The sequence below is a fragment of the Streptomyces chiangmaiensis genome, from assembly GCF_036281785.1.
Classification (GTDB): Bacteria; Actinomycetota; Actinomycetes; order Streptomycetales; family Streptomycetaceae; genus Streptomyces; species Streptomyces chiangmaiensis.
Genome location: NZ_JAYWVC010000193.1, coordinates 1 through 14,839, shown reverse-complemented (window position 1 = coordinate 14,839; position 14,839 = coordinate 1). Strand labels below are relative to the sequence as shown.

Genomic DNA, 14,839 nt, shown 5'->3' with positions numbered 1-14,839 from the left:
GCAAACCCTTCCGGCCACAGCACTAGTCTCGCTGCGGAGGTGGCGGTGCCTGCCGACTCCGGTTCGCGAACGGGCGTGGAACACCCGTCGAACAGTGGCGCACCACATCATGTGGTCTCCCACCGCCGCTCACTCTCGAGAAGGAAGACCGGCCGTCGGAGTGTGTCGTCCCTGGCCGGTCTACGCGATTGCCGGTGCCAGGCCGGTGCGGCGGGCGGGGCAGGGGGACTGTTCGCACGAAGACGGTTTGCGCTCCTGCGCTCAACCGGCCGGCGCCGGCCGCCCGTCTCCACGCCATTGGGTCGGGGGGCGCGGAGACGGACGGAGTGTTCGATCAGGCGGTCGGCGAAGGTCAGCCGAACATGCCGGGCTTGTAGTCACCGGCGGGCTGCTGGTTGATGACGTTGATGCGGTTGTAAGAGTTGATGACCGCGATCAGCGACATCAGGGCGACAAGCTGGTCCTCGTCGTAGTACTTGGCGGCGTTCGCCCAAGCCTCATCTGTCACACCACCGGCCGCGTCGGCAATGCGGGTGCCCTGCTCGGCCAGTTCCAGTGCGGCGCGTTCGGCGTCGGTGAAGCACGTGGCCTCTCGCCACGCCGCGATCAGGTTCAGGCGCAGCGAGGTCTCTCCCGCGTGGGCGGCGTCCTTGGTGTGCATATCAGTGCAGAAGCCGCAGCCGTTGATCTGGCTTGCGCGGATCTTCACCAGTTCCTGCGTCGCGTGCGGCAGTGTTGAGTCGACCAGCACCTTGCTGGCCGAATTGATGTGCTTCAGGACCTTGCCTGCGAGGGAATTTCCGAAGTAGTTGAGACGCGGTTCCATGGTGATCCTCTCGCCGTGTTGCTGATTCACCCCTACTGACCGGACAGGCCTCGGCAGTGTGACAGCGGGGAGTGTGACGTGCGTCTCTCGCGCAGGCTCCGCGTTCTGTGGTGTTGCGCCGGGTCTCAGGTTCCGCGCACCGAGCGAACCGGTCCATGGGGGGCTCGACCCTGGATCAAGAGCGCAAGGCGAGAACAATGTGCATGATCACCCACCGAACACAGTGTGGCCATGGCGAGGAGCTGCTGAACACCGTGTGACACGATGCCTCTCTCAGCGGTATGGTCACCGTGCATGCCGCGATCCACGGCGACCGTGCTGTCCCATGCACCAGCGGTGCCGCGGACGCCCAACGCCGGGCGGCCGCTGTGTGATTGGCTCGACCGTGCGCCTCCATGGACGCGCACGATTCGGACGCCAGGCTCCGGCGCTGCTCGTCCGTTGATTCGGCTCCACCGAAGGGGAGTATGTCGATCGGCTCATCGATCGGCTGGAGCGAGTCGGCGAACCCTGGAGTGGCTCAGGATCGACGAGGCGCGCCCGGACCTCGTCCGGCCAGGTGAGGTTCGGCCGTGTCTGCGCCCGGCCGGCAAGACGAAGGTCGTGGCGCAGGTAATCCAAAGGGAGTTGGGCGTGATCGTGATGTGTCTGCAGGGGGTACGGGGGAAGTCCCCCTGCAGACACCGAGCAAGCTAGCAGCAAGCGCATGATCGAGTGGACATCCCACGGAGACCCGAACCTTCGGGCACATGTCGCTGCCCCAATGACCCATTGGTACTGGCTCTCAGGCGCCATGTACGGGACGGTTCATGTGCAGTTGGCTGCGGGGGAGGGGCACTGACGAGCGTCGGCGAGGACGAGATTCGTGATGACAGCGGCCTCGACCTCACGGTGACGACTCCACGCTGCAACGCTGACTTCCGAGCAGCCTGTCGCACTGGTGACAACGGAGTTGGATCGAGCAGCCGCGAGCCTCGGCCTGCACGTGCCGGGGTGGCCGCAGTGGTTCTACCCGCGGGTATCGAGGGCAGCCCGCCGTCGCGTCGAGGCAGGACGTTACCCGTCCGCCGCAGGGCCTTCATGTCGAGCTCATCCGCCGTCCACAGAGCAAGATCAGGGTCGGGATTTCAGGTGCATTCCGCGTGCACTTATCACCGACATTGCTAAGGACGAATATGTGTCTTGATGGACACTGCGAAAATCATGTGGATGTCCTCGACCCCGAGGCACTGGCTGCCGACGAGGCGAGCAACGGGCTGGGACGTCGGCGATTCATGACCGTGGGGATGGGGGTGGCCGGCGCGGCGGCCCTGACCCTGTCCCCCGTCTCCTTCGCGCAGGCGGCCGACGGCTCCACCGGTGAGTCCCCGACCAGCGGCGACGTGACCCGTGTCATCTCCGGGTTCCTGGAGACCGGCGTCGCGGACTTCGTCTACCTGCCGGTGGAGATCCCCGCCGGCGTGCAGAAGATCGCCGTCTCGTACTCCTACGACAGGCCGGCCGTCCCCTCGGGCACCCCGGGCAACTCCTGCGACATCGGTGTGTTCGACGAGCGGGGCATCGCGCTCGGCAGCCGCGGTTTCCGTGGCTGGTCCGGCGGCTTCCGCACCTCGTTCGAGATCAGCAACAGCGAAGCCACTCCGGGCTACCTGCCCGGCCCGATCAACGCCGGAACCTGGAACATCATCCTTGGCCCCTACCAGGTGGCGCCGCAGGGCCTGAACTACCGGGTCGAGGTGACCCTGACCTACGGCGAGCCCGGACCCGCCTTCGTGAAGAACTACCCGCCGCAGCGGGCCAAGGGCCGCGGCCGCGACTGGTACCGCGGAGACTGCCACCTGCACACCGTCTACTCCGACGGCAAGCGCCTGCCGGCGGAGGTCGCGTCCGGCGCGCGTGCCGCCGGGCTGGACTTCATGGTCTCCACCGAGCACAACACCTCGTCCTCGCACGCGGTATGGGGTCAGTACGCCGGGCAGGACCTGCTGATCATCACGGGTGAGGAGGTCACCACCCGCAACGGGCACTGGCTGGCCCTCGGTCTTCCCGCGGGTGAGTGGATCGACTGGCGCTACCGCTCTCGCGACGACGCGTTCGCCCGCTTCTCGCGTCAGGTGCGCCGTAGCGGCGGCCTCGTGGTTCCTGCGCACATGTATTGCGCATACGTGGCCTGCCAGTGGAAGTTCGGCTTCGAGGACGCCGACGCCACCGAGGTGTGGAACGGTCCGTGGACCTACGACGACGAGCACGCGGTCAGCACCTGGGACCAGAAGCTCGGTGAGGCCGTCCGCACCGGCAAGCGCTGGCTTCCCGCGATGGGCAACAGCGACGCGCACCGTGATGGGCAGGTGATCGGCCTGCCGCACAACGTTGTCTACGCGGACGACCTGGCCACTGACTCGATCATGGACGGCATTCGCGCGGGCCGTAACTGGATCGCGGAATCGTCCGCCGTCAAGCTGACGTTCTCCGCCACCGGCAACGGCAAGCACGCGGGTATCGGCGAGAAGCTGACGGTCCCCGCCGAGGCGCCCGTCGACATCCGCCTCGATGTCGAGGGCGTCCCCCACGGCACGGTTCGGTTCATCACCGATGAGGGCCAGATGCACCAGGAGTCGGTGGACGCTTCCGGCTCCGGCACGGTGGTGTGGCGGACGACCGCCTCCCTCGCGGCGTACGTGCGTGCCGAGGTGCGCCACCCGATGGCGGACGGCTCCCCGGGCCAGGGCAACACCATGGGGGATGCACTGCTGTTCGGTCCCATGGCCGCCCTGACCAACCCGGTGTTCCTGGAAGCGACTTCGACGCCGTGAAGCTGACGGCAGTTCGTGTGTCCGGCGCCCGGCGAGACTCATCGCTTCACGCGTCTCGCCGGGCGCCGCAGCCGAGCTGAGTGGGAATGACACGTCAATCTGCCACCCGGCGGGGCTTGGGTGCCGCAGCCGCTGCCTGTGACGGGGCGGCGGCTGCGGTGTGGACTGCCAGGGGTACGGCAGACCCCCGCTGTCGGACACCGCGCGACCGGACCCAGGCAGTTGCCCTCGCCCGCCGGGCGGGGCCGGTGCCAGGCACCGTCCGGGACGAGACGGTCGCGCGGGGGAGCGGACCGAAGCCGGCACGGCGGGACGTCAGGCGTCGGTGGCTCGGGGCTGTGGCCGGGGGGACGGTGACCTCGCCGGCGCCGCTGTACGGGCCGCACCGGTGACGATCTCGCGGTACGCCTCGGCAAGGAAGCGCTCCGCCGGGAGCGCTAGTGCTGTGGCCGGAAGGGTTTGCCGGTGAACCTTTCCGGTCGCCGCACTAGCCTGATACACGTGAGTCAGCACGCGCCCGAGACCGACCTACGGGAATTCCTGAGGACGCGCCGGGCCCGCATCACCCCGGAGCAGGCAGGGCTTGCCCCCCATCCGGGAGTGCGCCGGGTTCCCGGCCTCAGGCGTGAGGAGGTCGCCCAGCTGGCCGGGGTCAGCGTCGACTACTACGTACGACTGGAACGCGGACGAAGCGCGAGTGTCTCCGCTTCCGTCCTGGAGGCCGTGGCCCGTGCGCTGCAGCTCAGTGACACCGAGCGCAGTCACTTGTTCGCCCTGGCCAAGCCCGCCCGGCGGCAACCGCGTGCCATGGCCGCGCAGCGCGCACGGCCCGGACTGCTGCGCGCTCTGGTGAACATCGCGGAAGTCCCCGTACTGCTTCTGGGACACCGCCTGGACGTCCTCGCCGTCAATCGCCTGGCCCGCGCCTTCTACCTCGATTTCGACGCGCTTCCGCCCGGCGAGCGGAACATGGCCCGTTATATGTTCCTCAACGACGCGGCCCGCGACCTCTACGTCGACTGGCCCGAGACGGGCCGCGAAATCGTGGGCATGTTGCGCCTGTACGGCAGCCACCACCCCCGCGACCCCCGGCTGGCAGAGCTGGTCGGCGATCTGTCCGCCCAGGACGAGGACTTCCGCCGCTGGTGGGCGGACCACGAGGTGTTCCTGCCGCGGTACGGCACCAAGCGCTACCACCACCCGCTCGTCGGGGATCTCACACTCGGCTTCGAGGCCTTCACACCCATGGGGGACCCCGACCAGACGCTCGGTCTGTACACAGTCGAGCCAGGATCACCGTCTGAGCAGGCCTTGCGCAAACTCGCCGAGTGGAGCGCGGTCGACACACATGTCCACCCCGAGGAACTCGCGCGAGAGCAGCACTGACACGGGCGCCTCATGCCCTCGACGGCCCCTGCACGCCTGCTCCCGGCACGACGTATCGCCGCGCAGACGGCCGACTTCTTCGGAGCCGATGGCGGGTCATTCAAGGACGACAACCATCTTGCCTTTGGCCTCTCCCGCCACCATCACACGGTGTGCTTCGCGGATGTCCTCGAAACCGAACACGCGCGACGGCTTCGCCTTGGGGCGGCTCGCCGCCACCTGCTCCGCGATGTCCTGAGGCACATCGGACAGTGGGAAACCGGGCGTTCCGAATACAAAGCTACCGAAGAAGGTGAGGTAGACGCCGCTTGCCATCTGGAGGAGCGGATTGAAATTGCTGATCGGGTCGAGCCCACCGAGCCATCCCGCCAAGCAAGCACGGCCACCTCGGCGGAGCATGGCAAGGGAGTCGAGGATGGTGCTGTTGCCCACCAGATCGAGTACCGTGTCGATCTGCTTGGTCTCCGAGAACCGCTCGGAAAGGTCCTGGCCCTCCAACTCCGCTCGCTCCGCGCCGAGTTCCTCCAGCAAGACGAATCGCTCACGATTGCGCGAGGTGCCTATGACGCGCACACCAGCGTTCACCGCGAGGTTGATCGCTGCCTGACCGAAGGCCGAGGTCGCTCCTCGGACCACCAAGGTGTGCCCCAGGGTGATCTCCAGATTGCGGAACAGGCACGTCCAGGCTGTTGCGTACGTTTCCGGGATGACGGCCAGCTCCGCCCAAGGCAAGTCGGCCCCGATGAGCGCGACATTCGATGCCGGCGCCCGGGTGTATTCGGCGTAGCCGCCGTTGATCGTGCGTCCGAGGCCGCCCATCAGCGCTGCCACTTTCGCCCCTACGGGGAACTCACCGCCGGGGCAGGATTTCACCAGGCCTACGCACTCGATGCCGCTGGCCCGCAGGAGTTCCTCGGCGTCGGCGGCGCACCATGCGTGGCTGCGGGCGACTCTCCGTCATCGAACGCCTACGACTCCAGAATTCGAGAAACTTGGCGTGAAGTACTGGAAGACGCATGTCAGAACTGTGCGGCACTCGAGCCAAGGGACTCTACGATCGGCGGGGCCGATCGAAAGTACGGGGCACCGAGTCAACATCTCGCAGGGCAAGGGGATTCATGGGGTAATGACACGCGACCAGGCCTGGCACTTCGGACCTTCGGTCCGGATGCGCAGCCGGAAGCAATCATCAAAATCAGCCGCACGGCGGAGGAAATGGAGTACGACTCCCTGTGGACGGGGGGACCGTGTTCTGGCTCCGGCCAAGCCGAGTGCCCCGTACCCGAGCGTCTACGTTGTGATGCCGCGCGTCCACGAGAACCACGTGGACCCCTTGCTCGGCCCGACCTTCGCCGCCGCTCCGGCAGGATCGCCTTCGGCCGGACGGGCGCCGGCGGCGCTCCTGCCCATCGGGATGCGGTCCGGTAGCGGTCGGCGCCTCCTGTGCGGCCGCGCAAGCCGCATGGAGCAGGCCCTCGTCCCATCACCCACTTGTTAGTAGTGCACGATATAAAAGCGGGCATTGAAATTTTGTGCTTGGTGAGTGTAGGCTCGTGGTACGCGGAGTGCCGGCAAGCGAAGAGCGGGAAGAGGAAGGAGCGGTGATGAACGACATCAAGGCGGGCGTCGAAGAGAAGGACGAGGCGAGTCTGCTCCTCGACGACCAGTTGTGCTTTGCCCTGTACGCGGCGCAGCGTGCCCTCACCAACCGCTATCGCCCGCTGCTGGAGGAGTTCAACCTGACGTATCCCCAGTACCTGGTGATGCTGGTGCTGTGGGAGCACCGTGCCCTGCCCATCAAGACGCTGGGCCGGCATCTGCAGTTGGACTACGGCACCTTGACGCCGCTGCTGAAGCGTCTGGAGGCGCACGGGCTGATCCGGCGCGAGCGCCAGGTGAACGACGAGCGTTCGGTACAGGTCACTCTCACCGAGCAGGGGGCCGAACTGCGCGAGCGTGCTCGTGTCGTCCCCGGCGCCATCGCGGGGATTGTGGGTCTTACCGCTCAGGAGGTCCAGGACGCCAAGTCCCTCCTGGAGCGTCTGACCGCCAACATCGCCGAAGGCGACTGAACCGGCGGCCGGCCGCCACCGGCCCGGCGGACGCGGCGTGGCGGAGGGGACACTGCCTGATGCACGCGCTCCCCCCGGCAGTCATGCCAACGATGTCGGGCCGTGATCGTGTCGTTCACCCACAGACAAGTCCGCGCTCGCGTCGAGCATTGCGGGTGCCGATCAATCATCCGGCCTGCTCAGGTGGCGTGCTGGTACTTGTGCTGGGTTCCTCCGAGCCGGTCTCGTCGATGGACCGCAAGGTGGCTGATCTGCCTTGGTACGGGGATCGGTTGGGGTCGTGGGCGAAGTGGCGCGGCTTGCTTCAGCGTTCGGTGCGGTCGATGCCAGTTGTAGAAGGCCTCGAACTCGCGGAGCGCGTACAGGAGATGGCTCTGGTTCCAGATCAAGGTCCGGTCCAGCAGTTCGCGTCGGCAGGTCCGTATCCAGCGCTCCATGAGGAAGTTCATTCGCGGCATCTGGATGCCGGTGGTGACGACCTTCAGCCTGGCGTCGGCCAGCAAGGCGTCGAAGGCGGCCGTGAACTTCGAGTTCCGGTCACGGATCAAGGACCTGGCCCTGTTGCCGGCGTCTTCCAGGTCTATGACCAGGTTGCGTCCGAGCTACACGATCCACTGCGCCGTCGGGTGTGCGGTGGCGCCCAGGATCCGGATACGCCGGGTGGAATGCTCAATCACCGCGAAGAGGTACAGGCGCGCCCCGGTCAGGGCACGGGTCTCGAACAGATCGCAGGCAAGAAGCGCCTCAGCCTGAGCGCGCAGGAAGTCAGCCCAGGTCGTGCTCTGCCGTTCCGGTGCGGGAGGGAGCCCGCGCTCTTAGAGGATCTCCCAGACGGTTGAGGCGGCGACCTTGATGCCGAGGGCTGCGAGCTCGCCGTGGATTCTGCGGTAGCCCCACGAGGCATTCTCGCGTGCCAGGCGGAGCACCAGTGCGCGGATCGAGCGGACGGTCAGCGGGCGCCCGCGACGCTTTGGCACGCAGGTCGCAGCGTGGCGTCGCTTGAGCAGGTTGCGGTGCCAGCGAAGGATCCTGTCCGGGCGGACCAGCAACAGGAGGTGCCGCAGCTTGTCCATCGGGAGGTGGTGGAGCAGGCCGGCGAGGACAGCACGGTCGGTATCGGTAAACCTGGGCTTGCCGACCTGGTGCTGCAGGACAAGCAGCTGGTGCCGCAGCGCCAGGATCTCGATGTCTTTATCTCGGTCACTCATCGGCAGCAGGCGCAGGAGCGCAAAGGTGTTGGTCGCGGCGAGATAGGCCAGGCGCAACAGCACGACAGATCATGATGCCGTCGATGCCCAGCACTGGCCAAGGCTCTGACGCGGTCAGCGGGCACGGCCGGAGACTGGTGATCAAGGCTGTGAACTGGGCGGATGATTTGTCGGCACCCGCACCCTGCGATCCGGCTGCGGTGGCGCGACTGCGAGCTGCCGTGGCCCGCAAGCTCTCGGAGTGGGGACTCGACGAGGTCGCCTCCACCACGGCGTTGATCCTCAGCGAGCTGAGCACCAAGGCCATCCGCTACACCAACAGCCCGATCAAGCTGCGGCTGCTCCGTGACCGCTCCCTGATATGCGAGGTCTCCGACTCCAGTACCACCTCTCGGCATCTGCGGTACGCGGCCACCACCGACGAGGGGGGCGAGGGCTCTTCGTCGTCGCCTAGCCGGTGGCTTCGCACATGGGGGTTTAGGTCTCCAGCCAGCGGGGTCTGGTTTCGTCGATGCCGAGGAGTTCGAGCAGGTGTGCTTGGACTCCTCGGCTGATGAGGATGGCGGGTGAGCTGGTGGCAGTTCCTGGCCTGAGGGTGAGGTCGGCCAGGTGGTAGAAGATCATTCGGCCGGTGGGGCGGACCTTGCGGTTGTCGGGGTAGAGGCCGCGCATGGTCTGCTCGGGGCCCAGCGCTTGGCGTACTTGGCGTTCGATCAGGCAGAACACCAGCAGGGCCAGGCATATCACGGTGATCAGGGCCATGATACGGCGGTTGTGCTCGAGGAAGATCGGTGCGACGGCGAGGGGGCCCTTGAACTCGCCGTAGCGGCGTTCGACGACGCCTTGGCCTTTGTAGCGCAGGAACACCTCTTGGGTGGTGGCCTGCTCGGGGTTGAGGGAGGTCAGCAGCGCGTACCAGCCGTCGGCGGCGGCTTGGGCGTCAAGGACGTCCTGGTCGAAGTGCCATTCCAAGGTGGGGCGGCCAGCCTCGTCGGTGCCGATGGTGGTGCGCAGGCAGTCTTTCACGCGGCGGGCCTTGGCGATCACGCCGATGCGGGCGGCGATCTTCTCGGCGGTGTTGTAGTAGCGCCCGCCGGCCCCGCGCTGGACTTTCTCCAGGTCTTCGGCGGCCTTGGCCAGGCGTTTGGCCCGGGCGATCTGCTGGCCGCGGGCATTGCCGGTGGAGTGGACCAGGATCCGGCGCAGGGTGTGCACCGGGTCGCTTTTACGCGGCCCGGCCAGGTGGTGGACGTCCTCCAGGACCCGGTAGACCTCGCGCTGGTCGGCAGGGGTGTCCCGCTCGCGGTCGCGGTCGTTCACGTAGTCGACGAGCTGCGCGCGCTCAAGGTCCAAGGCGGCGTAGACGCTTGCGGGGACCTGGGCGGCCGGGAGCGGGGCGACGAAGTCGGCCTTGGCGTCCAGCAGGGCGGTGATGTTCGGGTAGGAGACGAGCTTGGAGTCGGCGACGAGGAGGAAGTCCCGGCGGCTGGCGATCTTGCGCAGGGACTTCATCGCGCCCACGACCTGGGCCACCTCACCCGCACCGCCGTCGTAGACGCGGTTGAAGACGGGGATCCCGCCGTCGCGGGCCACGGCCAGGCCGGTTTGGATCTGCTTCAGATCTACCCGCCGGTCCTTGGGATGACCGTACTTGACCTGCGGGAATCCCTCTTCCTGATCCTCGTAGGCACCGTACAACGAGATACTTGTCATGTCCCAGTGGATTTGGCTGACGTCGATGCCGAACTCGGTGATCGCCTGGGCACCGACCGATCCGGTGATCTGCTCCAGCTGCGGGGCGATCGCGTCCAGCGCGCGGGCGATCCGGTCGTCGTTGAGCAGCTCGGGATCGACCCCGAAGACCTCCTCCACCGCCCAGGCCCGCGCCCAGTCACCGACGCGCACCATCGAGGTGGGCACCGACAGCCGGTTGGCGACCAGCACCTCGATGACCTGCCCATGCGTCAGGTGAGCCACGTCCCGGACGGGACACAGCTCGTCGATGATCCCGGACACGTCCAGCCGGCGCAGAAACTCGGCAGAGGCAGGCAGAGCGCCCAGACGCCTCTCCACCACGGGAGCGAACTCCACGGTCATGCGAGGACGGTGGACCCGGGAACGACGCGAACGAGATATCGGCACGCCCCGCTCAACGACCGACACCCCGCCAGGACACCGGTCGCATCATCAGTTCATCCGAACCAGTCATGTGCGGAGGATGGGCCTAGCTCGCCGACCGGTGGGGAACGCGCTATACGAAGGCGGGCAAGGTCATCTGGACGGAACAGCCGTTGCCGTCGGGATCACTCGAGGCAATACCGTGCGCGACCACGTCTTCCCGTCATCTGCGACAACGGGACGTGTGATCTTGCACGCCCACCCGAGCAAGTGAGTGCCTCATGGACGACAGGACGCGACTCAAGCGTGTGGCACAACGATTCAGAACATTCCGCGGCTATCGTCGCAATATCGGGAAACAGGCAAGGATCACGGAAGGGCAGCACCGGGGAAGCCCAGAAAAAAATCCGCAAAGAAGTAGAAGAACCGCTCCAAGTGAGCGATTAAGGAACTCTCCAGCTGTTTCCTGCTGCAATCGGAAGTTGCCTACTGCTTGCTTCAGAGTTGTTTCTCCGGGGCGAGCGTATAGGAATTGATGTGATCCAGCGCCATCTGTATCGCGATGCGCATGGGCGTCGTATCCCGCGCTGTCTGGGCGAGCAGGTAACCTCCCTGCAAGGCAGCCATCAAACTCACCGCCAGCCGGTCAGGATCGGCATCCGCCTGCAGGGACCCGTTCTCCTTCATACGCCGCAGACCTGCTGCGATCACCCCTACCCACTCGACAAAAGAGGCTTCCAGCATGGCCCGTGCCCCACTGTCGGTTCCGGCGCGGGCACTGGCGATCGTTCCGAGCGGACAGCCGTAAGCGCCATCCTGGATCGCGTTGAGATTGATGATCGTGTCAGTCCACCGCTGCAGTGCACGAAATGAATTCATCCGCTCCAGGTACTGGCGGTCACGCGTGAGGATGGCTTCGGTCTGAAAAGCAATGACGGCACGCACCAGCTCGTCCTTATCAGCGAAGTGGTGGTATAGCTGCGACTTGCTCGTACCGCTGGCCGCCCTCACGTCATCGAGGGTGACGGCATTGACGCCCTTGACGTGAAAAAGCTCGGCAGCCGCTTGCACGATTCGTGACCGCGTCATTGCGCCGCGCGCCGTAAGGCGGCGCTTTTGCCGAACGGCTTCTGAGTTGGGCACGGCACCGAGTGTCCTGCGCGTCTCGGTACGGGCCTCGGCGGCGCCGGTCGCCTCGGCCGACTGGATCTGAGGAAGCTGTGACATGGCGGACTCCAGTGACTGTCTTCGCGGGTGTGGAGTGCTCGCTGGAGACGGGCGGAATTCCCCCCGCTCGCAGGGCGAGGTTGCCGATGACTGCGGCGATTTCGGCGTCGGTGACGCCGGCGGCCCGGGCGGCCTTGAGCGTGGTCTCGTCGACGGTGCCGCGGCCTCGGGCTATGGCGGTGGAGAGGGTAAGCAGGGCTGCCGCGTGCGGGTCGGTTGACTCTGCGTGGCGGGCGCGCTGCCCAGGAAGGTGTGGGCGGACAGGCAGTAGGTGCAGGAGTTGTACCCGGCGGTGGCCAGTGCGAGGCGTTCCCGGACGGCGGCGGGCAGCACTCCGCCGGCGAGTGCGGTTGACAGGCCCATCCACCCCTTGAGCAGGGCCGGGCTGTTCGCCATCGCCTTCGCCATGTTCGGAGCCGAGCCGATGCTCTTCTTGAGCTCGGCGAGCAGGGTGGCCGCCTCGCCGGTGGCCTCGGTGGGGTTGATCTGCGACAGCGTCGACATTGCGGTCTCCTCCTGATTACTCCGACCTACTGCTAATGGATTATGCGTCACCCTATCATTAGGAGTGTGGCGTGTCGTTCTCTGCTATCAAATGGACAAAGCAGGCTCCATCCATTAGTGCAGTGGTATGGTGGGAGGCATGACGGCCGAGGGAGTGCCCACGAGCGCGCCGCTGCTGGGGGAACCGCTGCCAGTCGAATTGATGAACACCGTCAGCGTCGACCGCGGCCGCACCCACGACGCCCTCGACAGCGACGCCGGTGCTACTGCCTGGTTGCGCGCGGTCGCCGACCGATTCGGCACTGTCACCGGGATCAGGGCCGACCAGCTCGATGAGGACACGATGCGCCCGGTCGCTGGGACACTGCGTGACGCGCTACGACAGCTGGCAGCGGCGGCGACCGAGGATCCGCGCCCGCCGGCCACCGCGGCACAGCCGGCACGGCCCGAGGCGATCACCACGCTGAACGTTCTCGCGCAGGCCTGGCTCGAGCTCGTCTGGCCCGCCGACGGGCAACCACGTACCTACCGGGGACCCGGAACGCCTGCGGACCTTGCCGTAGAGCTCATTGCGCACCAGGGCGTCGAACTCTTCACCGGAGCCGACCGCGACCGCCTGCGCCCCTGCCTCGCACCGAACTGCCTGCTCGGACGCGGGCATCGAGGTCGTGCTCAGCGGCATCCGGATGCCGCGGATGAACTCGATCATGGAGCGGTGGGTGCAGGCCTGCAGGCGAGAGCTGTTGGACCACACGTTGATCTGAGACCAGCGTCATCTCCTGTATGCCTTGCGCGAGTTCGAGGCGTTCTACAACGAGCACAGGCCGCACCAGGGCCTTGCGAACGCCCGCCCGCTGCCCGCTGCGATTGAGGACCCAGACCGGATCGCCCATCTGGACATACGACGACGAGCACGACTTGGCGGTACCCTCCACGAGTACCAACACGTGGCCTGACCAGCATGGATGAGGTATTCGGCAAGCGCAACGTTGTTCAAGTCCCTCAGCATGGCGAACTGGATCAAGTCGTTGCCCGGCCGGTCGAGGAGCTCCTGGTCGTGCATCCAGCTGTCGGGGTCCACCAGGGACGGGTCGGGGATCCCGGTGAGGTACTGCGACTTGGTGAACTCCAAGGAGACCTGGTAGCCCAGCACTTCGGATCCGGGGGAGCGTTCAGGCTCGCCAGTACCGCGGGGTTGATGCCATCGAGGTAGGCGTTGCCGTTCTGCGAGATGATGGCGCTGACCTGCCGGGAGTGGCGGGCGGCGATCCGGAAGCCGATGGGGGCGCCGAAGTCCCGCAGATACACGCTGTACCGCCGCAGCCCCAGCGTTGCGACGAAGTCGGTGATCAGCGTGGTCATCGACTCGAAGGTGTACGTGAACTGGTCGGGAGCGGGGGCGTCGGAGTGGCCGTAGCCGAGGTAGTCGGGCGCGATGATCCGGCACCGGTCGGCGAGTGCGGGTATGAGGTCGCGGTACATGTACGAGCTGGTCGGGAAGCCGTGCAGCAGCGCCAGCACGGGGGCATCGGCCGGTCCCGCCTCCCGGTAGAAGATCTGCCGACCGTGCACCGTCACGAAACGGTAGTGGACCTTGTGGTGGTGGACCTTGCTCGCCGGCTGTGGTTCGGGTGCACGGGCGAACGACGGCGAAGCGGCGGCAACGACAGCGCCAGATGCTGCCGCAGCTGCCGTCGAGGACAACAGGGTCCGACGAGTCAATGACATGGCGGGCTTCCCTTCCAAGGAGTGGATGTCACACGCGCACGGCACCACTTCGCGCTCAGGGGCCTGTCAAACGACGAGCGGGTGAAACTGCAAGGGACTGAGCCTCGATCCACCGCGTGAATTCCGATCTTGGGATTCGGGTGGGTTCGGGGTGATCTTTCGGGTTCCGGGCAGGGTGGGGTGCCGGGTGGCCGTCCGGTGCGGGATCTCCGAGGTCTTCCAGGTCGCGGGTGGTCAGGTGGGGCGTGGGGTTCAGGTGGTCATGCGTTGGCCGGTGGCTGTCCACAGGTCGGCGAAGTCGTCGGCCCATCGCCAGTGTTCGGGCAGGTGGAGGGTGAGGCGGCGGGCTCCGGTGGCGATCCGGGCGGGGATGCTGATCAGGTGGCGGCGGATCGTTCCCGTCCGCGCTTTGGCATGGAAGAGGGAGGCGAGGTGGCCGGCCGCGCGGGTCAGGTTGTAGGCGATGGCCGCCGGGGTGAGCCAGGCGGCGTTCGCGGTGAACTTCCCCGAGGGCAGGTGCGCGAGCGCGGAGTCCTCCAGGTCGGCGAAGACCTGCTCGACCTGGGCGTGTTCACGGTGCATCGGCTCGGCCTGGGCGAGGACGAACGGGCTGTCGGTGAAAACGGCGTGGTGGCGCCAGACGGCGAACAGTTCGGCCTGACCCTCGGGCACGCTCGCAGGGTTCAGCCGTTTGACCCGGCGCACGATGAGGCGGGCTGTGGTGTGGAACGCCTTCTTCTTGCTGGTGAACGCGGTGAAGTCGATCTCGGTGATCTCGGCGTCGGAGACCCAGCGTTCCTCGTCGGCGTCCCAGATGGCGCTGGTGTACTTGATCGGCGTCCAGGCATCCTCGGGGATGGAGGCGATGGCCTGGCGGATCTTCTTCCTGACCGCGACGGCGAGGGAGAAGCGGGCGCCGGCCTGGCGGCAGGCGTGCACGACCTTGTGGGAGAAGTA

Annotated in this window: 12 protein-coding genes and 2 pseudogenes; 5 read left to right on the top strand and 9 right to left on the bottom strand. The window is 66.6% G+C overall.

Going from position 1 to position 14,839, the window contains the following annotated elements:
- Positions 1-352 precede the first annotated feature (352 nt).
- A complete protein-coding gene (locus VXC91_RS34870) occupies positions 353-826 on the bottom strand; it encodes a carboxymuconolactone decarboxylase family protein (protein WP_329511366.1) in 474 nt (157 codons plus the stop codon).
- Between the two features lie 1,175 nt (positions 827-2,001).
- Between VXC91_RS34870 and VXC91_RS34865 the strand changes: the two genes are divergently transcribed.
- Together VXC91_RS34865 and VXC91_RS34860 are read left to right on the top strand one after the other, a co-directional pair.
- Complete coding sequence (locus VXC91_RS34865; RefSeq protein WP_408057549.1) at positions 2,002-3,639, top strand: CehA/McbA family metallohydrolase; 1,638 nt, start codon at positions 2,002-2,004, stop codon at positions 3,637-3,639.
- A 501-nt stretch (positions 3,640-4,140) separates the two neighbouring features.
- Complete coding sequence (locus tag VXC91_RS34860; protein ID WP_329511365.1) at positions 4,141-5,025, top strand: helix-turn-helix domain-containing protein; 885 nt, start codon at positions 4,141-4,143, stop codon at positions 5,023-5,025.
- 96 nt (positions 5,026-5,121) lie between these two features.
- Here VXC91_RS34860 and VXC91_RS34855 read toward each other — a convergent pair whose 3' ends face one another.
- Positions 5,122-5,856, bottom strand: a complete 735-nt coding sequence (locus VXC91_RS34855) for a zinc-binding dehydrogenase (RefSeq protein ID WP_329511364.1) — start codon at positions 5,854-5,856, stop codon at positions 5,122-5,124.
- 773 nt (positions 5,857-6,629) lie between these two features.
- On the opposite strand from VXC91_RS34855, the gene VXC91_RS34850 reads away from it, so the two are divergent.
- Complete coding sequence (locus VXC91_RS34850) at positions 6,630-7,097, top strand: MarR family winged helix-turn-helix transcriptional regulator (RefSeq protein ID WP_329511363.1); 468 nt, start codon at positions 6,630-6,632, stop codon at positions 7,095-7,097.
- 179 nt (positions 7,098-7,276) lie between these two features.
- Here VXC91_RS34850 and VXC91_RS34845 read toward each other — a convergent pair.
- A pseudogene (locus VXC91_RS34845) lies at positions 7,277-8,368 on the bottom strand (integrase core domain-containing protein).
- Between the two features lie 119 nt (positions 8,369-8,487).
- Here VXC91_RS34845 and VXC91_RS34840 point away from each other — a divergent pair.
- A pseudogene (locus VXC91_RS34840) lies at positions 8,488-8,859 on the top strand (histidine kinase); the annotation flags it as partial.
- Here VXC91_RS34840 and VXC91_RS34835 read toward each other — a convergent pair.
- From VXC91_RS34835 to VXC91_RS34825, 4 genes are all read right to left on the bottom strand, one after another.
- Positions 8,783-10,402: an IS1634 family transposase gene (locus tag VXC91_RS34835; RefSeq protein ID WP_329511362.1), complete on the bottom strand. Its 1,620-nt coding sequence runs from the start codon at positions 10,400-10,402 to the stop codon at positions 8,783-8,785. The pseudogene VXC91_RS34840 and the gene VXC91_RS34835 sit on opposite strands and share 77 nt — an antisense overlap.
- Positions 10,403-10,921: 519 nt before the next feature.
- Positions 10,922-11,512, bottom strand: a complete 591-nt coding sequence (locus VXC91_RS34830) for a TetR/AcrR family transcriptional regulator (RefSeq protein ID WP_408057548.1) — start codon at positions 11,510-11,512, stop codon at positions 10,922-10,924.
- Positions 11,436-11,825 (bottom strand): hypothetical protein, encoded by a 390-nt coding sequence (locus VXC91_RS47195; RefSeq protein ID WP_408057550.1) that lies wholly within the window; start codon positions 11,823-11,825, stop codon positions 11,436-11,438. Before VXC91_RS47195 ends, VXC91_RS34830 begins: the two co-directional genes overlap by 77 nt.
- Positions 11,822-12,154, bottom strand: coding sequence for a carboxymuconolactone decarboxylase family protein (locus VXC91_RS34825; protein ID WP_329511360.1), 333 nt, complete (start codon positions 12,152-12,154; stop codon positions 11,822-11,824). Before VXC91_RS34825 ends, VXC91_RS47195 begins: the two co-directional genes overlap by 4 nt.
- 127 nt (positions 12,155-12,281) lie before the next feature.
- On the opposite strand from VXC91_RS34825, the gene VXC91_RS47190 reads away from it, so the two are divergent.
- Complete coding sequence (locus VXC91_RS47190; protein ID WP_408057547.1) at positions 12,282-13,025, top strand: ABATE domain-containing protein; 744 nt, start codon at positions 12,282-12,284, stop codon at positions 13,023-13,025.
- Positions 13,026-13,174: 149 nt separating this feature from the next.
- Here VXC91_RS47190 and VXC91_RS34815 read toward each other — a convergent pair whose 3' ends face one another.
- Positions 13,175-13,882: an alpha/beta fold hydrolase gene (locus VXC91_RS34815; RefSeq protein WP_329511358.1), complete on the bottom strand. Its 708-nt coding sequence runs from the start codon at positions 13,880-13,882 to the stop codon at positions 13,175-13,177.
- 252 nt (positions 13,883-14,134) lie between these two features.
- Positions 14,135-14,839 (bottom strand): transposase (locus VXC91_RS34810; protein ID WP_329511357.1); only part of this gene is annotated, 705 nt, incomplete at its 5' end.